Source organism: Sphaerimonospora sp. CA-214678 (assembly GCF_050942215.1).
Lineage (GTDB): Bacteria > Actinomycetota > Actinomycetes > Streptosporangiales > Streptosporangiaceae > Sphaerimonospora.
Genome location: NZ_CP192056.1, coordinates 205,926 through 227,523, shown reverse-complemented (window position 1 = coordinate 227,523; position 21,598 = coordinate 205,926). Strand labels below are relative to the sequence as shown.

The window sequence follows — 21,598 nt, the reverse complement described above, 5'->3', positions numbered from 1 at the left end:
CCGTGCCTCCGGGAGCCACTGTCGGTGACGTCAACCTGCGCTAGATTCGCGTCATGCCCGCCCATCGCGTCGTCATGGCCGTCACCGACGGCATGCCGATCTTCGAGGCGGCCGTCCCATGCCAGATCTTCGGCGTCGACCGACCCCACCTCGCCGATCCGTGGTACGAGTTCTCGGTGATCCCGGTCGGGACCGGACCGGTGCGGCTGAGCCCGGGGTTCGCCCTCACCCCGGTGGGCCACGGGTGGGACCCGGAGTCGACGGACACCCTCGTCGTCCCCGCCTGCACGAACGTACACGAGGACCCGCCGGCGGAGTTGGTGGAGATCGTCCGGGAGGCGTACCAGCGGGGGCTGCGGATCTTGTCCATCTGTTCCGGCGCCTTCGTGCTGGCCGCCGCCGGCGTGCTCGACGGACGCCGGGCCACCACCCACTGGGCGCACGCGGAGGAGCTGGAACGCCGCTACCCCGGCATCCGGGTCGACCCGTCCATCCTCTACCTGGAGGACGCAAACGTGATCACCTCCGCGGGGACGGTGGCCGGCATCGACGCCTGCCTGCATCTGGTACGGATCGACCACGGCGCCGCGGTCGCGGCCGAGCTGGCCCGCGGCCTGGTCACCCCGCCACACCGGGACGGCCTGCAGGCGCAGTACCGCCGCCCGGCCTCGCCCGCGATCCGGGACGACTGGCTGGCCGCCCTGCTGGACTGGGCCGAGGGGCATCTGCACCTGCCGCTGTCGACGGCCGACCTGGCCGCCCGGGCCAATGTCAGCGTGCGCACCCTCGAGCGCCGGTTCGCCGAGGCGCTCGGGCTGTCGCCGCTGCGCTGGCTGCTGCGGCAGCGGGTGCGCCGAGCCCAGCAACTCCTGGAGACCAGCGATAGGCCGATCGGATGGATCGCCGACGCCTGCGGGTTCGGCGGGCCGGCCGGTCTGCGGGCACACTTCGCCCGGATCGTCGGGATGTCTCCCACCGCCTACCGGCGGACCTTCCACGAACGGATCGGCGCGGCCCGGATCGCCGGCTGACATCCATAGGAGCATCCCCAGGCCACCGAGTCTCGGGGTGCCCGCGGTCATCGCGGGCGCCCCACGTCCTTCTCTTCACATCTTCACCGCTCTTCAGCGGATCGAACAATTCGGATGATGACAACATCTAGATGTCCAGAGTATTCTGATTGCCGTACGTCGACGGAGGGAGCGGTGTGATGGCTCGGCTCACGCGGGCCCAGCAGCAGGCGCGCACCCGCGCATCGGTGCTGGCCGCGGCCAGGCGGGAGTTCGTCGAGTACGGCTACAGCCCGGCGAAGGTCGACCGGATCGCCGAGCGGGCCGAGCTGACCCGGGGTGCGGTGTACTCGAACTTCCCCAGCAAGCGGGCGCTGTATCTGGCGGTGCTCATCGACCTGGTCGAGAACGCCGACGCCGCCGAACCCCCTCGGCCGCCGGACTCCCCGCGCGACGCACTCGGCGCGTTCGCCCGTGCCTGGCTGGAGCGGCTGCCGCTGGCCGGGGACACCGTGACGGAGGGCCGCCTGCACCTGCGCTCCCTGGTGAACGTCATCGACGACGAGCACGGCCGGGCCGTGCTCGCCCAGGTCGCGCGGCTGGAGTCACTGCTGCTCGCGGTCGCGTTGGAGGCGTGCGAGCGGGATGGCGCCGAACCGGACGGAATAACCACTGCGCCGGATGAAACGACGCCGCGCCGGGTGCGGCTGGCCGAGATCGTTCTCACGCTGCTGGGCGGTTCTGGCGTGCTCGCCGAACTCGCGCCGGGTTTCGGCGACCCGTTCGACCAGGCCCGCGCCTGCGAGCACCTGGCCGGCCTGCCCCTCGCCGACACCTGGGCGCCGCCTTATCTGCCCTACGTCCGGCCCGCCGCGTCCTGCCACGATCCCTGGACACCGCCCCATGGCCTGTCCGACCAGATCACCGGGGCTCCGGTCGACGTCGGCGTCGACGGTCTGGTCACGGTGCTGGGCGCCCGGCGGGTGGGCGCCGCCGAGGAGGCGGTCCGGTCGGCACGTCCAGGCGAGCAGGTCACGGTGGTGATCGTCACGGACGACCCGGCCGAGACCGGCAACCTCGTCCGCTTCAGGATCGGCGATCTCGTCGCGTGCCTGCGGCGGGTGTTCCCCTCCAGGACCTGGCGGCGCCTGCGGCTGGTCATCGATGACGCGACCGCTGTGGCCTCGGCCGCCGGCCTGCCCGACGTCGACGACGAGACCGAAGCCGCCGTACGCGTCCGAGATGGCGCGATCATCGCCCGAGCCCACGGCCGTGGCGCCGCCCACGCCGCCTCGACCATCGACGCCGTACGCGACACACGCTGACCGAAGGCCAGGACATGCCCCCCAGCGAACTCCCACAGAACGACGACCGGCTGCTGGTGCTCCATGCCCTGCGCTGCGGCGGCTACTCCGGCCTCGCCCGCGTCGCGGCCGCCACGGGACTGGACGAGTCCGAGGTCGAGTCCGAGCTGATCGACCTCGCGGTCGACGGCCACGTCACACGTCTTGGCGGCGAGTTCGGCGGATGGGGCCTCACGGAGGCCGGCCGGGCCGCCGATGCCGAGCGCATCGGCCACGAAATGGACTCGGCCGGCGCCCGCCCGGTCGTGGCCTCGGCCTACGAGCGCTTCATGGTGCTCAACCCGGAGCTGCTCGACCTCTGTACGGCCTGGCAGTTGCGGCCCGCCGACGGTGTGACGACCATCAACGATCACAGCGACCCCGCCTACGACGCACGGGTCCTCGGCCGGTTCATCGAGCTGCACGACCGGGTCGTACCCATCTGTGCCGAACTGGCCGCGGCACTGCCCCGGTTCGCCCGCTACCCGATCCGGCTCGCCAGTGCCCTCGATCGCGCACGCGAGGGCGAGCTGGAGTACGTCGCCGACAGCATCGCCTCGTACCACGCCGTGTGGGCCGAACTGCACGAAGACCTGCTCGCCACCCTCGGGATCCCACGATGGTGAGATGGGTTCGCCCGCTGACCTCACGGCTGGACGAGACCGCCGAGACGCTGGGCGCCAAAGCACACGGCCTGGTGACGCTCCACCGGCTCGGGCTGCCGGTGCCGCCCGGGTTCGTCGTCACCACCGAGGCGTGCCGGACGTTCCTGCGCCGGGGCCGCCTCCCGGACGGGCTTCACGCGGAGCTGGCCACCGCCATGCGCGGTCTGGAGGACGCGACGGGACGCCGGTTCGGCGGCACACGCACTCCGCTGGCCGTTTCGGTCCGGTCCGGGGCGAGCGTGTCGATGCCCGGCATGATGGACACCATCCTCGACCTGGGCCTCACGACCGAAGCCACGACGGCACTCGCCGCCGAGACCGGCGACGCGTGGTTCGCCCTGGAGTCGCGTTCGCGATTCCTCTCGACCCTCGCCGCCGCGCTCACGGACGGCACCGCACTCGCAGGCGGCACCGCACTCGCAGGCGGCACCGCACTCGCAGGCGGCACCGCCGGGCGGGACACCGCCGATGGACAGGCGCCGCCGACGAGCGAGATCACCGCGATCGAAGCGGTCATCGAGCGGCGTAGCGGACGCGCGGTCCCGGACGACGCGCTCGCGCAGTTGACGCTCGCCGTCGAGACCGTCTTCTCCTCGTGGGACACACCGCGCGCGCGGACCTACCGCGAGCTTCACGGCATCCCACACGATCTGGGCACGGCCGTGATCGTGCAGGCGATGGTGTACGGAAACCGCGACGAGCACAGCGGCACCGGAGTGGCCTTCAGCCGCGACCCCAACACCGGGGAGAACGTCCCGTTCGGCGATGTCCTGTTCGGATGCCAGGGCGACGACGTCGTCTCGGGCCGTTCGCCGACCCGGCCCCTGCGTGAACTCGGCTCGCGAGAACCGGCCGTGTGGGCGGCTCTGGTCGACGCCCTGGCTCGGATCGAGCGGCACGACCGCGATGCCTGCTACGTCGAGTTCACCTTCCAGTCGGGCGAGCTGTGGCTGCTGCAGGCGCGGCCCGGCCGCTTCGTCGGGGCCGCGGCGGTGCGTGTCGCGACCGATCTCGCCGACGAGGGCCTGATCACACGACAGGAGGCGCTGCTCCGGGTCTCGCCGCGGCATCTACGGCACGCCCGCACGCCGCGCATGGCGCCATCGGCGCGGGCCGACATTCTCGCCCGCGGCATCGGGGCCTGCCCCGGCGCGGCCGTCGGCAAGATCGCGACCACGACCGACGCGGCGATCAGGATGTCCGTCGACGGCCCGGTCATTCTCGTACGTCCGGAGACGTCCCCGCACGACATGGCCGGCCTGGCCGCGGCCGCCGGGATCGTCACCGCTCGCGGCGGGGCGGCCAGCCACGCCGCCGTCGTGGCACGGGCGATGGCGAAGCCCGCCGTCGTCGGGATCGGCGACCTCACCGTCGAGTCGACCGGGATACGCACCGCCGGGCGCGTCATCGATGCGGGAACGCTTGTGACCATCGACGGGACCAGCGGAGAGGTCGCGCTCGGCAGCCGGCGGATCGTCACGGACACCGCGGACGCGCACGTGCGCAGGCTACTCGCCTGGGCGGACGACGTGTCAGGCGATCGCTCGGACCGCGAGGAGGCCGAGCGCCTGGCCGCCGCCCATGCCGCGCTCCGTCGGGCCCGATCGTCCTGATCGAGCGGCGTCGGCCGCCCGTCCGGGCCGGACGCGAACATTGAACGCGGGCCGAACGCCCATCAGGGCCGGACACCCGGCCCGAAGCCGGTCCAGCGCAGATCGGCCGGTAGATGACCCATGTCGTTGTACAACAGCAGCGCCGGTTTCGCACCGTCGTAATACTCGATCACGGTGAGTGCCGCGTTCCCGCAGCTCAACCCCAGCCATCGCGCCGCCGGCGCGTCGAGCGCATGTCGCACCAGCCAGGCCACCTGGTAGGCGTGCGTGACCAGAACCTCATGGGTCTCGGTCTCGGCGGGCCGCGCGAACCGCTCGATCAGCGTGTCGGCGAGGCGGGCACCAGCCGCCGCCTCCGCGGGGTCGTACCCGTCGAAGAACCCCCTCCAGGCCGGTGGCGGATCAGCGGGGACATGCGGCACGTGGTCCATCGCCTCGGGTGCCTCCCGTACGGGAACACCGGGCAGGCGCGCACCGATGATCTCGGCTGAGCGCACCGCGCGAGGCAGGGGCGAGTGCCACACCGCGTCGACCGGCAGACTCGCGAGCCGATCCGCCAGGAGCTCCGACTGCCGCCGCCCGATGTCCGTCAGCTCACCGAACGGGTCCGCGGCACCGTGCCTCACCGCGTACAGATGCCGCGTCGCCATCGCCACTCCCGTATGCGGATGTTGTGAGAATCCAGATGTTACCATCATCCGGATTGGGCGAGAAGGGTCATGTCCGCGTCCGGTGCGGGCCGCCGTACATGGCCGGGCACATGCGCCGACGACCGGTTTGCGGCAAGGTACTGTCATGTCCCCCCATGGACACCCCGGGTGTCCCGACTGCGGCGCACCGCTCACCGGCCGGCCCACCGCCTGCCCGGCCTGCGCGCTGCCGCTTACCGGTCCCGTCGCCGCCGAACTGTGGCGGGTCGACACGGAACGCGCAGCGCTCAGCCGACGTGAGGCACAGCTGACCACGAGGCGTGGCGAGCTTCTCACCATGTTGCGAGCGGTCCGCGCCGGGGCCGGAGCCGGGGCGACCGCCGGAGCCGGGACCGAACAGGCCGCGGGCGCGCCGGGCGCTCTCCCGCCGCCGGCGCCCGACGCCGCCGAACGGCCACGGGACATGTCCGCGAGAGCCGTACAGAACCTGCTGCTGGCACTCGGCGGGATCCTGCTGGCCGTGGCGGCGGTCGTGTTCACGGCGGTGAACTGGGGACACCTCGGCATCGGCGGGCGCGCGGCGATTCTGCTCGGTCTCACCGGCCTGGTCCTCGCCGCCCCGCTCGGATTGCGGAAGCGGGGTCTGCACGCCACCGCGGAGACCCTCGCGATGCTCGGCCTGGCACTGCTGCTCCTCGACGGGTACGCCGCCTGGCATCTGGGGCTGGCCGACCTCGACCGGGTCCGCCCCCAGCACTACACGGCCGGGCTGGTCGCGGTCGTCGCCGGGGTGTCCGCGGCCTATGGGCGGCTCACCCGGCTCAGGTGTCCGGTTCCCGTGGCGGTCGTGCTCGCGCAGTTCCCGCTCGTCGTGGCGGCGCTCGACCAGGGCATGGTCTGGCTCGTCACGGCGCTGATCGCGACCGCCTGCGCCGATGCCGTGCTGTGGCTGGTGAAGCAGCGGGTGTCGGTCGCCGTCTGCTTCGGCGTCACCTGGTCACTCGGGGTGGCGATCGGGATCGTGGCATCTCTGGGAACGCACGAACCACACGTCGCCTGGCGGCTGTCCGCCGCGCTGCTCGTCGCCGTGGTGGCGGGACCGGTCCTCGCCATGCGGGCGAACACGCCCACGAGGAGACCGTGGCCGGTCCTGCTCTCGGCGTCGTCGGCGATCACCTTGATCATGGCGCTCGCGCTTCCCGGCCGCCTGGTCCTGGAGGGGCGCTGGGCGGTCGTCCCCGGCCCGGTCGCCGCGCTGCTCGTCGCCGCGCTCGCGGTTCTCGCCCTGCGTACGGCCTCCGCCGCGGCCAAGGCGTCCGCGACGGCCGCCGCGATCACCGCGGCGATCATGTCGGTCCTGCTGGCCACGCCGGTGCTGCCGCCGGTGGCCGACGCCCTCGCCGGGCCGCTGCGCCACGTCGGGGTCTGGGGTGGTGTCGGTGCGGCATCGGATGCTCCGTGGTCCGCCGCCGGGCCGCCCGACCTGGTCGTGCTCGCCGCGCTCGCGCTCGCCTCCGTGGCGGCGGCACCGCTGCTCCGGCGGTCTCTCGGATCGGACCCGGCCGGGTCGGCGGAGGGCACGTCGTACGGTCCGCACCAGGTGCTCGCCGTGATCGCCATGGTGTTCTGCGCGGTGACCGTGGCCGTCTTCCCGGTCGCGCTCGATCTGCCCTATCCGGCGGCGATGACCGTACAGCTCGCGCCGGCGATCGTGCTCGCGCTGCTCTCGGCGCGGATCCCCCTGGCCGGTCTGCCCGCGCTCGCCGCCGCGCTGGGGGGGTGCGCGTGGGCGCTCGCCTCCGAGCCGGCAACGCTGATCACGCTGCCCGTTCTCGCCGTCGCGGCCGCCGTGCCTGCCGTCGCGGCCGGCGCGCGTGCCGTACGCGTCGGAGCCGCGGCGGCCGCGACGCTGCTGGTCGGCGGCGAGGCGGTCGCGCTGTGGATCGCCGCCGGCCTCCAACCGCGGTTCGTCACGTTCGTCCTCCTCGCCGTGGCCTGCGCGGCCGGGATCGTCGCGACACCGCTCAGGGCCGCCGGCCCGGGAACGGCGGTGGAAACCGCCGGATACGCGCTGGGGACGATCGGGCTGCTCCTCGCCGCCGATCTGCGGATGTTCAGCCTCGCGTGCGCCGTCGCCGGTGTCCTCGGGTTCGGCACGGCGCTACGCCCCGACCGGCGGATGGCGGGCTACGCCGGGACCGCCTTCCTGCTGCCGGCCCACTGGACCCGGCTCCTCGCGGACGGGGTGGAGGCGGTGGAGGCCTATACCGTGCCGTTCTCCCTGGTGCTGCTGGCGATCGGCTGGTGGCGGGCACGACGGTCGTCGTCATGGCTGGCGTACGGCTCGGGCCTGTCCTTCTCCCTGCTCCCGAGTCTGCTGGCGCTCTACGCCCAGCCGGAGGGCTGGATCCGGCCGGCGGCGCTCGGCCTGGCCTCGATGGCGGTCCTGCTGGCCGGGGCGAGATTCCGGCTGCAGGCACCCGCCGTACTGGGCGGATTCACCCTGGCAGCCGTCGCCGTGCACGAGCTCGCGCCCTGGATCGCACAGCTCATGACGGTCGTGCCACGCTGGGTTCCGGTGGCCGTCGGCGGCCTGGCGCTGCTGCTGATCGGGGCGACCTACGAGGCCAGGCTGAGGGACATCCGCCGGATACGCGACGGCCTCCGATCTCTGCGGTAGCCGTACCGGCTCGCCGAGGGCCTCGCCCTGGGCGTACGGCGAGGCCCTGAGCACCGTCCCGGTCAGCAGGTGGTGTAGCCGCGCCGAGTGCCCGTGTACGAGCAGGAGTCGACGAGCTTTCCCTTGGCGTCGCGCAGATATGCCTTGTCCCGGTCGTTGTTCCAGACGTACCAGCGGCGGTTCCAATAAACGGTCGCGGTGCCGTTCCGGCCCTGCCCGGTGCGCAGGGTCAGCTTCTTGCCGGGTTTCAGGCTGACATTTCCGAACGTGTAACGGAAGTTGGCCTTGTCACGAATCGTCCAGCCCTTCAGGCTGACCTTCTTCTTGGTGTTGTTGCGGATGGTGATGTATTCGGCGTTGAGGCTGCGATTGCCGCCCCGATCGCTGCCGGGGCTGTCGTAGTGGATCTTCGTGATCTGGACCGTGGGTCTGGCGGCCTGTGCGGGACCGGCGGCGAGGGGGACGGCCATGGCCGCGGCGAATGTGCCGACGACGAGGGGGATGTGACGCACGTTCTGCTCATTCTGAGGCTCGGGAGCACGACAGAGTACCGCCGCATTTTAGGAGAAGCAGGACACGCGTTCTTGGACGAATCTCCACCGTCCCCGTCGAATCCCGAAGGAATCCGAGATGCCGGGGAACGGCGCACACGCCGCAGGGAGGAGACCATCGACCAGGCACCGCCGCCTCGATCGTCCCGGTGTCCCCGGGCGTCGGTCACCGCGGCGGGCGAAGCCGAAACGCTACCGGGAAGTAACCCGCTTTACACGGCTGCCGGTCAGGCTGTGCCATGGCCGCACGTGCTGTGGCTAAATGTCACGAAAGGTCGCCCGTGGTCAGGTTCGCTCCCTTCGCTCGTCTGCCGCGTCCGCTTCGCTGGTTCGCCCGCTTCCTGACCACGATCCTGGTCCTGGTCCTCGTGGCGGCGCTCGCCGGAACCGGCGTGGTGATCTGGACCGTGCGGCAGTCGTTCCCGCAGCTCGACGGTGAGATCAGGCTGCCGGGCCTGGCCTCGCCTGTGACCGTCCATCGGGACGCGTACGGCATCCCGCAGATCTACGCGGACAGTCCGTCCGACCTGTTCAAGGCGCAGGGGTACGTCCACGCTCAGGACCGCTTCTGGGAGATGGACTTCCGCCGCAAGACCACCGCCGGCCGACTGTCCGAGGTCTTCGGCACGAGCACCCTCGAAATCGACAAGGTCGTGCGCACGCTCGGCTGGCGGCGGGTCGCCGAGCAGGAGATCGGGCTGCTCATGCCCGAGACCCGTCAGGCCCTGGAGGACTACGCGGCGGGCGTCAACGCCTGGCTCGACCAGCACACGGGCGCGGTGGAAAGGAGCCTCGAGTACGCCGTGCTCAAGCTGACCAACGGCGACTACACCCCGGAGCCGTGGAGCCCGGCCGACTCGCTGGCCTGGCTCAAGGCGATGGCCTGGGATCTGCGCTCCAACATGGACGACGAGCTGGACCGGGCGCTGACCGCAGCCTCCGTCCCGGTCGACCGGGCCGAGCAACTCTTCCCCGGCTACCCCTTCGACCGGCACCGGCCGATCGTCACGGGTGACGGCGACACGGAGGCGGCCGCCGACGGCATGACGCGGGTCACGCGGCAGGCCGGACCCGGGCGACCGGAGACGCGGGCTCTGGCGCGGACGGCCGAGGCGCTGCGCGCCGTACCCGCCCTGCTGGGCAGCGGTGGCGACCTCGCCGGCGTCGGGTCCAACTCGTGGGTGGTGAGCGGGGCGCACACCACGACCGGCAAGCCGCTGCTCGCCAACGACCCGCATCTCGGCCCGCGCATGCCGTCGATCTGGTACCAGGCGGGGCTGCACTGCCGGCAGCGCGGCCCCGCCTGTCCCTTCGACCTGACCGGCTACACCTTCGCCGGCCTGCCCGGCGTGGTGATCGGCCACAACCACCGCATCGCCTGGGGCTTCACCAACCTCGGCCCGGACGTCACCGACCTCTACCTGGAGCGGACCAAGGGCGACACCTACCGGTTCAAGGGCGAATGGCAGCCCATGGAGACCCGCGTCGAGCAGATCGAGGTCGCCGGCGGGGAGACGGTGGACCTGACCGTGCGCACCACCGGGCACGGGCCGATCATCTCCGGGGTGCTCGGCGACGCGGAAGCGTCCGTACCGGGCGCCGCGGCCAAGCTGGACGAGCCGACGCCGGGCACATCTCAGGACGCGTCGCAGGACGCGTCGCAGGAGTTGGAGGTCGCGCTGCGCTGGACCGCGCTGGACCCGGGCCGCACCGCCGACGCGATCCTCCTGCTGAACAAGGCCGAGAACTTCGAGCAGTTCCGCGCGGCCGCCGCGACCTTCGAGGTCCCGGCGCAGAACCTCATCTACGCGGACGTGGACGGCAACATCGGATATCAGGCCCCGGGCCGGATCCCGATCCGCGCCAAGGGCGACGGCCGCTGGCCCGCGCCGGGCTGGACCGGTGAGCACGAGTGGCGCGGATTCATCCCGTTCGAGAAGCTGCCGAGTGTCTACAACCCGCGGGAGGGCTACATCGTCACCGCCAACAACGCGGTGATCCGCCAGGAGGACGGCGGCCCGTTCCTGACCGACGACTGGTCGTACGGCTATCGCTCCCAGCGCATCGTCGAGAGGCTGGAGCAGGCACTCGCCGGGGGCGAGGTCTCGGTCGAGAGCATGCGGGACATCCAGCGCGACACCCACAACGGTCTCGCCCCCCTGCTCGTGCCGCATCTACTGCGCGTCGGCGCCGACGACCCGCTGCGCGGCTGGGACTTCGGCCAGGACCGGGAGTCGGCCGGCGCCGCCTACTTCAACGCGGTGTGGCGGCACCTGCTGCGGCGGACGTTCGAGGACGAGCTGACCGGCCCGGCCCGGCCCGGCGGCGGCGACCGCTGGTATGAGGTGATCCGCGCCCTGCTGGAGCGGCCGGACGACCCGTGGTGGGACGACGTACGCACCACGGACCGGACCGAGACCAGGGACGACATGCTCACCGCAGCCCTGGCCGACGCGAAGGCCGAGCTCGCCAGGCTGCTCGGCGACGACAGGTCCGGCTGGCGGTGGGGTGATCTGCACACGCTGGAGCTCACCCACGAGACGTTCGGCACCTCGGGCATCGGCCCGATCGAGTGGCTGTTCAACCGCGGCCCGCTGCGTACCCAGGGCGGCAAGGACACCGTGGACGCGACCGGCTGGGACGCCCCGGACGGCTACGAGGTGAACTGGGTGCCGTCGATGCGCATGGTCGTCGACCTGGCCGACTTCGACCGTTCGCGCTGGATCAACCTCACCGGCGCATCGGGCCACGCCTTCCACGCCAACTACGACGACCAGGCCGAGCTGTGGGCCGACGGGAAGACCACCCCGATGCGCTCCTCTGAAAAGGCGGCCCGCTCAGACGCGGCCGACACGCTCACCCTCACCCCATAAGGCACGAACCGCCGCACAAGGGAAACACAACATACGAGGGCGAGTTTCCGCCGGACGCCCCTCGGGAATCGTGTGACCACGCCTCCACGAGGCCGGTGTGTCACGGGAAACCACGGGGGAATCATGACCCATCTCGTCGTGTGCTGCGACGGTACCTGGAACAGTCCGGAAATCCAGTCGGTCACCAATGTGTGCCGGCTGTACAACGCGCTGGCCGAAACGAGTGGGGACGGTGTCCGCCAATCGGCGTACTACCAGCCCGGCGTGGGCACGATGCGCAACAGGCTGCTGGGAGGAGCCGTCGGGCTCGGGCTGTCCGACAACGTGATGGACGCCTATCTCTGGCTGACCACGCGATACGAGCCCGGAGATGACATATCGCTCTTCGGCTTCAGTCGCGGCGCCTACACCGTGCGCAGCCTCGCCGGAATGATATCGGCGTGCGGGTTGATCGATCCCGGGCAGAAGGATGAGGAGACACTCTGGCTTCAGGTCAAGGATCTGTACGACCACGGGTACCGGCGAGGAGAGCAAGAATCCCGAAGCCGTGAATGGCGTGACGGTCTCACTTTCCGCTGGGATCCGGACGATTCCGCCGCAATTCCGGTGCATTTCATCGGAGTATGGGAAACCGTCGGCGCACTCGGCATTCCGGACTACCTGGGCTGGCTCAATCTCCTGGATCCACTGCACCGGCACGATTTCCACGACCTGCGGCTCAACCCGCACATCAAGCACGGCCGCCACGCGGTGGCCATGGACGAGCGCCGCCGTCCCTACACGCCCACGCTGTGGTCGGAACCGTACGGCGCGGAGCAGGTCGTCAGGCAGGTGTGGTTCCCCGGTGGTCACCAGGACGTGGGCGGCGGTCATCTCCAGCGGGGGCTGAGCGACTGCGCACTGCGGTGGATGATCGACGAAGCCCGCGAGGCGGTCGATCTCGGCTTCCACAAGAAGGTCGTGGAAGACCAGATCAAGCCTGATCCGCTCGACGTCCTGCACGACGACGACCGCGGCGCACTCGGTGCCTTCGAGCCGCTGCTCTACCCGTCGATCAAGCCGGTGCTCGAGATCTTCCTGCAGCCGCGGCCACGTGCCGTACCCGAGATCGACCCGAACGCGGTGAGTCCGCTGATCCACCGGTCGGTGTACGACCGATATCAGAACCCGCCCATCACCAGCGGGCCGTACCGGCCCACCCAGGTGCTCGCCGCAGGGCAGCACAGGACGGTCGAGGTTCTCGCCCACCTGCCGTGGAACGAGACGGGGCTCTACCTCGAAGCCGGCGACTACCGCTTCACCGCCGAGGGCCACTGGCGGGACGCCGGCATCCCGTCCGGACCCGCCGGCGTCGCGGGTCTTCGCCGTTTCAATCCCCTGGCCGAGGCGGGCCGGCTCGTGGGCACGTTGCTGGGCCGAGGCGAAAGGCTGTTCCGGCTTGTGACAGGGAACAGGACGGCGGACTTCGTCGGCGCGCGCCGGGAGGAGGACATGCCGTGGATGTCGCTCGTCGGCGTCGTCGCCAACGACGCGATGACCGTCGACGGCACGACCAGGGATCACGAGCGCATCGCCATAGGGACCGGCACGCGCCACCGGGTGACCAGGAGCGGATACCTGTACGCCTTCGCCAACGACGCGTGGGGTTTCTACGGGAACAACCAGGGCGGCGTGCGGCTCACCGTGACGAGGGAAGCCTGACGAGGACGGCGCCGTGTCGTCCGGCCGGATGTCACGGCCGGCGAACGCAGCAGGTGGAGCAGGGGTCCGCGGACTCGACGGTGATCCACAGGCAGCAGGTGCGCCGGCGGAAGGTGTCGCCCTCGGGCACGACCAGCCCCGCCACGGGCGCCCCGATCGCGTCCAGCAGCCGCGCCGCAGCGCCGCAGGCCCCGGCCCCGCCGCCGTCCGCGCCGTCCGAGCCGAGGCGCGTGATCGGGTGGACGATCGCCTCGGCCGTCGAGCCCCACAGCGAGCGCTCGCCCACCTTGGTCAGGTCGTTCAGCGCCTTGATCAACGGGAGCTGGCCGTCCATGAGCGACCCGCGGATGGCCGCCGCCAGGTCGGTAACGACGATCGTGCCGGGGGCGCCGGCCAGCGGATCGTCGGGAAGGACCGCGACGGTCACCTCGGCGGCGGCGACGGTCACCCCCGCCGGTGACGATCTGACCAGCGTGTCGCCGAGGCGCATGAGCGGCACCCGGCGCTCGAGCGCCCAGCCGAGCACCATCGGGAGGGTGTGCCAGTAGCCGTACGTCTTCCACAGCAGCGCCGCCCCCACGTGGGGCGCGGCGCCCCACCGATCCGCCGTCTCGTCGACAAGTGCGCGCAGCCCGTCGTACGGCTTCCGCAGCAGGTCGGTGGCGCTGACCCAGCCCGGGGAGTCGTCCGCGACCAGCCCCGGCGGCACGCCCAGCACGCCGCCCTGCGCGGCGGCGAGGCTCTCCAGGTGTTTCGAAAGGGTGTCGAGCAGCGGCACTGATCTCTCCTGTCGGGACGGTGCTGGATCTCCCGGAGGCACTCGGCGTACGGCGACGCTCACGCCATCGCGCCTTCCGCCACAGCGCCTTCCGCCACGGCTCCTTCCGCCACCCGTGCGGCACTCCGCCGGGCGGCGGGGACGACGAGCGGGGTGCCGGTCTCCGGGTCGTCGATCACTCGGCAGGGCAGCCGGAAGACCTCATGCATCAGGTCGGCGGTCACGATGTCCTTCGGCGTCCCGGAGGCCACCACCCGGCCGTCGCGCATCGCGATCAGGTGGGTCGCGTAGCGGGCGGCGTGGTTCAGGTCGTGGAGCACGGCCACCAGCGTCCGTCCCTCCTCCTCGTGCAGCCGCGCGCACAGGTCGAGGATCTCGATCTGGTGCGCGATGTCGAGATAGGTCGTCGGCTCGTCGAGCAGAAGCAGCGGCGTCTCCTGCGCGAGGGCCATCGCGATCCACACGCGCTGGCGCTGGCCGCCGGACAGCTCGTCGACCGGGCGGGCGGCGAGATCGGCCACCCCGGTCGCCGCCATCGACTCCCGCACGACGCGTTCGTCCTCCCTCGACCACTGACGCAGCAGCGACTGGTGCGGATAGCGTCCGCGGCCGACCAGGTCGGCGACCGTGATGCCGTCGGGTGCGATGGACGTCTGGGGCAGCAGGCCCAGAACGCGGGCGATCTTCTTGGCGGGCAGCGCCGCGATGTCCCGCCCGTCGAGCAGCACGGATCCGGCCGCCGGCTTGAGCGTCCGCGACAGGGCACGCAGCAGCGTGGACTTGCCGCAGGCGTTGGGTCCGACGATCACGGTGAAGGACCGGTCCGGGATGGCCACGGTCAGGTCTTCCGCGATGACCCGCCTGTCGTAGGCGAGGGTCAGCCCGCTGCCGCCCAGCCGTGACGGTGCGCCTTCGTGTCCCATTCCCTCAACCTTCCGGCTACCCGATTCCGTCATATCCGTCCTGCCCTGCGCTCTACGGCGAGCAACCAGACGAGATAACCGCCGCCGAGCACGCCGGTCAGCACGCCGACCGGGAGCAGGCGCTCACCGAACAGCCGCTGCGCGGCCCAGTCGGCCGCCACCAGCAGGCCGGCGCCCGTGCACATCGAGGCGACCAGGTTCGGCCCGGACGCCCCGGTCATCCGCTTGGCGACCTGGGGCGCGACCAGCGCCACGAAAGCCACCGGCCCGGCGGCCGCCGCCGCGAGCGAGGCGAGCAGCACGGCCGCCGCCAGCATGATCAGGCGGACGCGTTCGACCCGGATGCCGAGGCCCCTCGCCAGGTCGTCGCCCATCTCGATCACATGCAGGGCCCGGCCGCAGCAGAGGAGCACCGCCGGGACGAGCACGGCCATCGCGGCCAGCAGCGGCAGCGCGTCGTCCCAGCCCCGGCCGTCCAGACTGCCGGTGAGCCACAGCACGGCACGCGCCGCCTCCATGTGCTGGGCCCTGGTCAGCAGGTAGCCGTTCACGCCGGTGAGGATGGCCGCCGCGCCGATGCCGATCAGCACGAGCCGCTGGCCGTGGAGTCCGCCCCGCCAGGCCAGGGCGTAGATCACGACGCCGGTGAGGACGCCGCCGAGCACCGCGCCGCCGGACAGCGCCAGGCTGCCGCCGCCTGCGACGACCACGACGAGCGCGCCGGTCGCAGCGCCCTGGGTGAAGCCCAGGATGTCGGGGCTGCCCAGCGGGTTGCGTACGAGCGACTGGAACAGCGCGCCCGCCAGGGCCAGGGCCGAGCCGACGAGCAGCGCGGTGACCACCCGGGGCAGCCTGAGCTCGTTGACGATGAAGTCCTGGGCCGGGGTGCCCGCGCCGGCGATGGTGCGCAGGACCTCGGCCGGGCTCATCGGGTAGTCCCCGTCGCCGACCGTCAGGACGCCGGCGGCGAGCGCCAGCAGCGCGCAGCCCGTCGCGACGGCCAGCGTCCGCGGGTTCACCCGTACGGAACGGTCCCCCGGAAGGCGTATGACACTCATACGCGCACCATCCGGACCCGGCGCACGAAGTACAGGAAGAACGGGCCGCCCAGCACCGCCGTCACGATCCCCACCTGCAACTCGCCGGGACTGCCGAGCAGCCGGCCGAGCACGTCGGCGCCGAGCAGGAGCACGGGCGCGAGCACCGCGCAGTAGGGAAGCATCCAGCGCAGGTCGGGGCCGGTCAGCGAGCGGACGAGATGGGGCACCATCAGCCCCACGAAGACGATCGGGCCGCAGGCCGCTGTGGCGGCCCCGCACAGCAGCGTCACCGCGAGGAGCGCGAAGGCCCGCACCTGGGCGGGGCGGGCGCCGAGCGCGCGGGCGGAGTCGTCGCCGAGCGCGAGGGCGTTGAGCGGCCGGGCCAGCGCCAGCGCGACCAGCAGACCCGCCGCCACGAACGGCAGCATCCCGACCCACGTCGCGGTCTGCGCGCTCGCCAGCGAGCCCACGGTCCAAAAGCGCATCTTCTCCAGCGAGTCGCCGTCGAGCAGCATCATCGCGCTGACGTAGGAGAAGAGCGCGGCGTTGAGCGCGGCGCCGGCCAGGGTCAGCCGGGCCGGGGTCGCGCCACGCCCGCCGCCCACGACGTAGACCAGCACCGAGACGGCGGCGGCGCCGCCCATGGCGAACCACACGTAGCTTTCGAACGCCGCCATCCCCAGGACCGCGGTGGCCGTGGCCACGGCGGCCGAGGCGCCCGCGTTGATGCCGAGCAGGCCCGGATCGGCGAGCGGGTTGCGGGTCAGGGCCTGCATCACGCAGCCCGCCACGCCCAGCGCCATCCCGGCGAGCAGCCCGAGCAGCGTACGCGGCAGCCGCATGTCCCGCACCACGGTCGAGGCGGCCGAGCCCCCGTCGAAGAGCCCGTGCCAGACCTCCCCGACGGAAAGCTGCCTGGCTCCGAAGCCGATGCTGAGCACGACAACGACGAGGAGCACGAGCACCGCGCCCAGCAGACCGGCCGCACGCAGCGCGTGCCGTGTCCCCGGCGCCCCATCGGCAGGTACGGACTCCTCCGTGGACGTCCGCGCCGGCACGAAGGCTCGCGACACCTCGGGGGACTGTGTGACGACCATGGGAGTCTCCGGGAGAGGCGGCGTGCCGTACTGGCTGGACAACTTAGGTGAGGTTACCCTAAAACTATGGTCACGATTAGGTAAGGCTAACCAAAGGTTATGCCAGGAAAGAAGGACGATCCACCCCATGTCGCAACTTCCGTCACATTCGGCGACCTCCCCCAGGCCATCCCGCCGTCGCCTGCTGGCCCTGGGCGCCGCCGCCGCGGCCGGCGTCCTGCTCGCCGGATGCGGGGCGAGCGGCTCGGGGACGGCGTCCCAGTCGTCCGCCCCGGCGGCACAGGAGAGCGCCGCCGGGCCGTGGTCGTTCAAGGACGACCGAGGGGAGACCGTCACCGCCGACACGGCCCCCGCACGCATCGTCGCCTTCACCGGCACGGCCGCGGCCCTCGTCGACTTCGGCCTCGACGAGAAGGTCGTCGGGGTCTTCGGCGAGACCGTGCGGGACGACGGCACCACCGACCCCATGGCGGGCGACCTGGACGTCGACAAGGTGACGATCGTCGGCAACGTGTGGGGCGAGTTCAACATCGAGAAGTACGCGACCCTGCGACCCGACCTCCTCGTCACCCACATGTACGACCCCGGCGCGCTGTGGTACGTCCCGGACGAGAGCAAGGACAAGATCCTGAAGCTGGCCCCCAGCATCGCGATCAACGTCGCCCGGGTGCCGATCACCCAGCCGATCGAGCGGTACGCCGAGCTGGCCGCCTCCCTCGGCGCCGACCTCAACGCGCCCAAGGTGGCCGAGGCCAAGGCCCGGTTCGAGGCGGCGTCCGAGATGGTGCGCCAGGCGGTGGCCGCCAAGCCCGGCATCAAGGTCATGGCCGCCTCCGGCAGCCCCGACCTGCTGTACGTGTCGAACCCGAAGACCCTCACCGACCTGATCTACCTAGCCGAGCTCGGGGTCGACTTCGTGCAGCCGGACAAGCTCGACACCGGCGGCTACTACGAGAGCCTGAGCTGGGAGAACTCCGACAAGTACCAGGCCGACGTGATCATGCTCGACAACCGCAGCAGCGCCCTCCAGCCCGACGCCCTCGCGGCCAAGCCCGCCTGGACGCGGCTCGCCGCCGTCAAGGCGGGCCAGGTGGAGTCGTGGGACGGCGGGGTGCCCCGCCTCTCGTACACCGGCGCCGCCCCCATGCTGGAGAACCTCGCCAAGGCCATCCAGAACGCCGAGAAGGTCGGCTGACCCATCCGGAGAACGCTTAGAGCATCGGTCGAGTAACGGACACTCCCTGATCGGCGCGGTCGCTGCGCCGGGAGGAAGCTCCGGTCCGCTGCCAGGCCCCGCCGAGCGGGGCTTGGCGTGCGGTCCTCGCTCCCTCCCGCTCCGCTCCTCGGGGTACGCCGGGCGACGGCGTCAGCCGAGCGGCGTCGGCGGGGAGGTCGTCTCGGGGACCGTGCCGGGCTTCGCGTGGCCCCGGCACTTGGCGTCCCATTCGGGGACGCGCAGCAGCGCCGGATTGGCGACGCCGCTCTCTCCGCGCTTCCCGCTGGACGTGCTGACGAAGGCCAGACCCTCGATGCAGACGCGGGCGATGTTGGGGAAATTGTCCGCGTTTCGGAAGACCTCGATGTGGTCGACGTCGCCGACCTTGTCCGGCGGCGCGCCGTCCCTGCCGCCGCGGTCGCCCAACTGGTCGGAGGAGCAACCGGCCAGCAGGAGAACACCGAGAATCGCGCCTGTCCAGCCGACGGTCATCGAACGTGCCATGAAGCCCCTCCTCATAACCGGCAAGGAGCTTCATATGCGGCCAAGCAGCCTCCTTCCCGGCATGGCGCAGCATACAGGTGAACGAGGCGTCGGCCACCGAGCCGAGCCGGAGCGGCGGAAACCGCTCGAAAGTCGTGAACGGACATGTCGTACACGCCCGTGCGGGCGGACACGGCGAGAACCCTCGGCACCCGAGACGGCGCCGTTCTCCGCCGCGAGAAGGGGCCCAACGCCCTCGTCAGAAGGGGAACTCGCGATCCTGGTCCCGTACGGTGACCCACTGGAGCTCGCAGAACTCCTCGGCGGCGAAACCGAGGCCGAAGCGGCCCCAGCCGCTGTCCTTGACCCCGCCGAACGGCATCTGCGGCTCATCGTTGACGGGCTGGTCGTTCACGTGGACGATGCCGGCCTCCAGCCTCGACGCGAGCCGCAGACCACGGCGGACGTCGCCGGTGATGATCGACGCGGCCAGACCGAGATCCGACTCGTTGGCCCGGGCCACCGCCTCCTCCGCGGAGTCGACGACCTCCACGATCACCACCGGCCCGAAGGTCTCCCCCTGCGCGATCTCGGCCTCGTCCGGGACGTCGGCGAGAACGGTGGCCGGATAGCACGGCGGCGCCGGGACGCCACCGGCCAGGACGCGGGCGCCGAGCTCCACCGCCTCGTTGACCCGGCGGTCCAGGAGTGCCAGGGCCCATTCGTTGATCACCGGGCCCACCACGGTGGCCGGATCCGAGGGATCGCCGGTCGGCAGCGTCGCCGCCTTCGCCGCGAATCGGGTGGTGAACTCCTCGGCCACCGGCCGTTCGACGTAGACGCGCCGCGCGCACATGCACACCTGCCCCTGGTGGACGAAGGCGCCGTAGGCCGCGGCTTCCACGGCGTACCCGACATCGGCGTCGTCCGTGACGATCAGCGGGTTCTGGCCGCTGAGCTGGAGCACGACACGCTTCAGGTACGTCCCGGCCTTCTCGGCCAGCCGCCTGCCCGTCGGCGTCGACCCCGTGAAGTTGACCCGCTTGACGAGGCGGCTCGCGAGCAGCGCGTCGCCCACCGCCCCGGCCTCACCCGGGGCATGGGTGACGACGTTGAACACACCGGACGGCAGGCCGGCCTCCTGGAGGATCTCCGCCCAGAGCGCGCCCCCCGTGTACGGAGACTCCTCCGAGGGCTTCAGCACGACCGTGTTGCCGAGGGCGAGCGGCCCGATGACCGCCCGGCCGGCCAGCGTGAGCGAGGCGTTCCACGGCGCTATCGCCGCGACCACGCCCACCGGCCGCCGGATCGCCGCCGCCCTGCCGCCCGCCACGTCCGAGGGCAGCAGCTCCCCGACCGGCCGGTAGCCCAGCTGGGCGGCCTGCCGGAGGAGCTTGAGCGTGAAGTCGACCTGGACATCGCCGAAGACGCGGCCGCACCCGGTCTCGACGGCGAGGGAGCAGAGCACCTCGTCGCGGCGGCGTTCGAGCACGTCGGCCGCGCGCAGGAAGATCTGCTGCCGCCGCCAGGGCTGCGCCCCGGCCCAGCTCTCGAATGCCTCGTGGGCGGCGGCGACGGCCCGCCGCGCGTCTTCTCCGTCGCCGGCCGCCACGTCGGCGACGACCTCGCCTGACCAGGGGGAGCGCTTCCGGTACGACCTGGCGGACTCGGCGGGCACCCACTCACCCCCGATGAAGTGCCCGATGAAGCCTCCACCGGAGTGCCCGATGAGGTTTCCACCCGGGCGCCCGATGAAGTCTCCTGGGTGCCCGGTGAAGCCACCTGGGTGCCCGGTGAGGTCTCCACCCGGGCGCCCGATGAGGTCGCCGATGGAGTTCCCGATGCGTTCCCCCGACGCCATCCGTCTCGCCTCGCCTCGCTCGCTCGCGTCCACTCGCACCAGTTCACATCAGCCCCTGCCGGCTGACCGAGAAGCGTTCACGTGATCGGCCCGTCGGTCAAGACATCGTTCGAGTGAGTGAAACGCTCTGTCCGTATTCTGGCGCTTGTGACCGCCGAGAAATCCTCACACCCCCGCGGCCGTACGGAGCCCTCCGCCTCCTTCTCCGTGTCGCTGGAGCGCGGCCTGCGCATCCTGTCCGCGTTCACCGGCGACCGCTCCACCCTCGGGATCGCCGACATCTCACGGGCCGTCGGCCTCAACAAGAGCACCACGCACCGGTACGTCGCCACGCTGACCAAGCTCGAGTACGTCCAGCAGGACCCGGAGACCAAGAAGTACCACCTCGGCCCCAAGGTGGTGGACCTCGGGTTCGCGGCGATCGACTCGATGGAGCTCACCCGGATCGCAGCGCCGCTGTTGCAGGCGCTCGCCGACGAGACCGGATACACCGTCAGCATGGGCCTGTGCGACGGGCCCGACGTCGTCTACGTCGATCGGCGGCGCAGCAACCGCCGTACGTCCCTGGCCATGGACCTCAACCTGCACACGGGCTCCCGGCTGCCCGCCTACTGCACGTCGATGGGCAAGGTCCTGCTGGCGTACAAGGACCAGACGACGCTGCGGCAGATCCTTGACCGCGTCGACATGGCGCGCAGAGGACCCAAGACGATCACCAACCGCGAGCAGCTGATGGCGGACCTGGCCAAGGTGCGCCAGAACGGCGTCGCGGTCAACGACGAGGAGCTCGCCCCGGGACTGCGGTCGTTCGCCGCGCCGGTCAGGGACCGTACCGGCGAGGTCGTCGCGGCGGTGAACATCGCCGTCCACCTGACCATGGCGCCGAGCTCCGTCGACTCGCTGGCCGGGCGCGTCGAGCCGGCCCTGCGGCGTACCGCCGCCGAGATCTCCCGGCGACTCGGCCACCGCCCGCCCCCCTGACCCACCCCCCACCCCCCACCCCCGCCGTGATCTTGCAGTTTCTCGCGCATGGCCTCCTCCACCTGGACCTTCTCCCGTCGTGATCTTGCAGTTTCTCGCAGTCAAGGTTGCCGACCAGGCACGATGCATTTGG

The 21,598-nt window shown here is 71.5% G+C and carries 17 protein-coding genes; 9 read left to right on the top strand and 8 right to left on the bottom strand.

The features are described from left to right. The first annotated feature begins 53 nt into the window (after positions 1-53). The 4 genes from ACQP1K_RS01030 (at position 54) to ACQP1K_RS01015 (ending at position 4,631) form a co-directional block, all read left to right on the top strand. The gene (locus ACQP1K_RS01030; RefSeq protein WP_433498978.1) at positions 54-1,031 is read left to right on the top strand and encodes a GlxA family transcriptional regulator; all 978 of its coding nucleotides are present in this window, start codon (positions 54-56) and stop codon (positions 1,029-1,031) included. Between the two features lie 179 nt (positions 1,032-1,210). Next, the gene (locus ACQP1K_RS01025; protein WP_433498977.1) at positions 1,211-2,335 is read left to right on the top strand and encodes a TetR/AcrR family transcriptional regulator; all 1,125 of its coding nucleotides are present in this window, start codon (positions 1,211-1,213) and stop codon (positions 2,333-2,335) included. Positions 2,336-2,349: 14 nt separating this feature from the next. Further along, complete coding sequence (locus ACQP1K_RS01020; protein WP_433498976.1) at positions 2,350-2,979, top strand: transcriptional regulator; 630 nt, start codon at positions 2,350-2,352, stop codon at positions 2,977-2,979. After that, the gene (locus tag ACQP1K_RS01015; protein WP_433498975.1) at positions 2,973-4,631 is read left to right on the top strand and encodes a pyruvate, phosphate dikinase; all 1,659 of its coding nucleotides are present in this window, start codon (positions 2,973-2,975) and stop codon (positions 4,629-4,631) included. The genes ACQP1K_RS01020 and ACQP1K_RS01015 overlap by 7 nt, the downstream gene beginning before the upstream one ends. Positions 4,632-4,693: 62 nt before the next feature. Here the strand turns inward: ACQP1K_RS01015 and ACQP1K_RS01010 are convergent, their stop codons facing one another. Continuing rightward, entirely contained in the window at positions 4,694-5,281 is a 588-nt protein-coding gene (locus ACQP1K_RS01010; protein ID WP_433498974.1) for a histidine phosphatase family protein, read from the bottom strand. Between the two features lie 145 nt (positions 5,282-5,426). Between ACQP1K_RS01010 and ACQP1K_RS01005 the strand changes: the two genes are divergently transcribed. Further along, on the top strand, positions 5,427-7,961 hold the full coding sequence (locus ACQP1K_RS01005; RefSeq protein ID WP_433498973.1) for an SCO7613 C-terminal domain-containing membrane protein: 2,535 nt from the start codon (positions 5,427-5,429) through the stop codon (positions 7,959-7,961). A gap of 62 nt (positions 7,962-8,023) precedes the next feature. Here the strand turns inward: ACQP1K_RS01005 and ACQP1K_RS01000 are convergent, their stop codons facing one another. Continuing rightward, positions 8,024-8,473: a lamin tail domain-containing protein gene (locus tag ACQP1K_RS01000; protein WP_433498972.1), complete on the bottom strand. Its 450-nt coding sequence runs from the start codon at positions 8,471-8,473 to the stop codon at positions 8,024-8,026. Between the two features lie 320 nt (positions 8,474-8,793). Here ACQP1K_RS01000 and ACQP1K_RS00995 point away from each other — a divergent pair, with 320 nt between their 5' ends. Further along, positions 8,794-11,385 (top strand): penicillin acylase family protein, encoded by a 2,592-nt coding sequence (locus ACQP1K_RS00995; RefSeq protein WP_433498971.1) that lies wholly within the window; start codon positions 8,794-8,796, stop codon positions 11,383-11,385. A 123-nt stretch (positions 11,386-11,508) separates the two neighbouring features. Further along, on the top strand, positions 11,509-13,086 hold the full coding sequence (locus ACQP1K_RS00990) for a DUF2235 domain-containing protein (RefSeq protein WP_433498970.1): 1,578 nt from the start codon (positions 11,509-11,511) through the stop codon (positions 13,084-13,086). Positions 13,087-13,117: 31 nt separating this feature from the next. Here ACQP1K_RS00990 and ACQP1K_RS00985 read toward each other — a convergent pair whose 3' ends face one another. The 4 genes from ACQP1K_RS00985 to ACQP1K_RS00970 are packed head-to-tail and all read right to left on the bottom strand — an operon-like array spanning position 13,118 to position 16,924. Next, positions 13,118-13,864 carry a hypothetical protein gene (locus ACQP1K_RS00985; protein ID WP_433498969.1) on the bottom strand — a complete coding sequence of 249 codons (747 nt, stop codon included), beginning with the start codon at positions 13,862-13,864 and terminating at the stop codon, positions 13,118-13,120. Between the two features lie 59 nt (positions 13,865-13,923). After that, positions 13,924-14,787 carry an ABC transporter ATP-binding protein gene (locus ACQP1K_RS00980; protein WP_433498968.1) on the bottom strand — a complete coding sequence of 288 codons (864 nt, stop codon included), beginning with the start codon at positions 14,785-14,787 and terminating at the stop codon, positions 13,924-13,926. 29 nt (positions 14,788-14,816) lie between these two features. Next, the gene (locus ACQP1K_RS00975) at positions 14,817-15,845 is read right to left on the bottom strand and encodes a FecCD family ABC transporter permease (protein WP_433498967.1); all 1,029 of its coding nucleotides are present in this window, start codon (positions 15,843-15,845) and stop codon (positions 14,817-14,819) included. Beyond that, on the bottom strand, positions 15,842-16,924 hold the full coding sequence (locus ACQP1K_RS00970) for a FecCD family ABC transporter permease (RefSeq protein WP_433498966.1): 1,083 nt from the start codon (positions 16,922-16,924) through the stop codon (positions 15,842-15,844). The genes ACQP1K_RS00975 and ACQP1K_RS00970 overlap by 4 nt, the downstream gene beginning before the upstream one ends. Before the next feature lie 127 nt (positions 16,925-17,051). Between ACQP1K_RS00970 and ACQP1K_RS00965 the strand changes: the two genes are divergently transcribed. Then, positions 17,052-18,119 carry an ABC transporter substrate-binding protein gene (locus tag ACQP1K_RS00965; protein ID WP_433498965.1) on the top strand — a complete coding sequence of 356 codons (1,068 nt, stop codon included), beginning with the start codon at positions 17,052-17,054 and terminating at the stop codon, positions 18,117-18,119. A gap of 171 nt (positions 18,120-18,290) precedes the next feature. On the opposite strand, the gene ACQP1K_RS00960 is transcribed toward ACQP1K_RS00965, so the two are convergent. Next, on the bottom strand, positions 18,291-18,644 hold the full coding sequence (locus ACQP1K_RS00960; RefSeq protein WP_433498964.1) for a hypothetical protein: 354 nt from the start codon (positions 18,642-18,644) through the stop codon (positions 18,291-18,293). Between the two features lie 238 nt (positions 18,645-18,882). Then, positions 18,883-20,484: an aldehyde dehydrogenase family protein gene (locus ACQP1K_RS00955; protein WP_433498963.1), complete on the bottom strand. Its 1,602-nt coding sequence runs from the start codon at positions 20,482-20,484 to the stop codon at positions 18,883-18,885. Positions 20,485-20,631: 147 nt separating this feature from the next. Between ACQP1K_RS00955 and ACQP1K_RS00950 the strand changes: the two genes are divergently transcribed. Beyond that, positions 20,632-21,465 (top strand): IclR family transcriptional regulator, encoded by an 834-nt coding sequence (locus ACQP1K_RS00950; RefSeq protein ID WP_433498962.1) that lies wholly within the window; start codon positions 20,632-20,634, stop codon positions 21,463-21,465. The last annotated feature ends 133 nt before the right edge of the window (positions 21,466-21,598 follow it).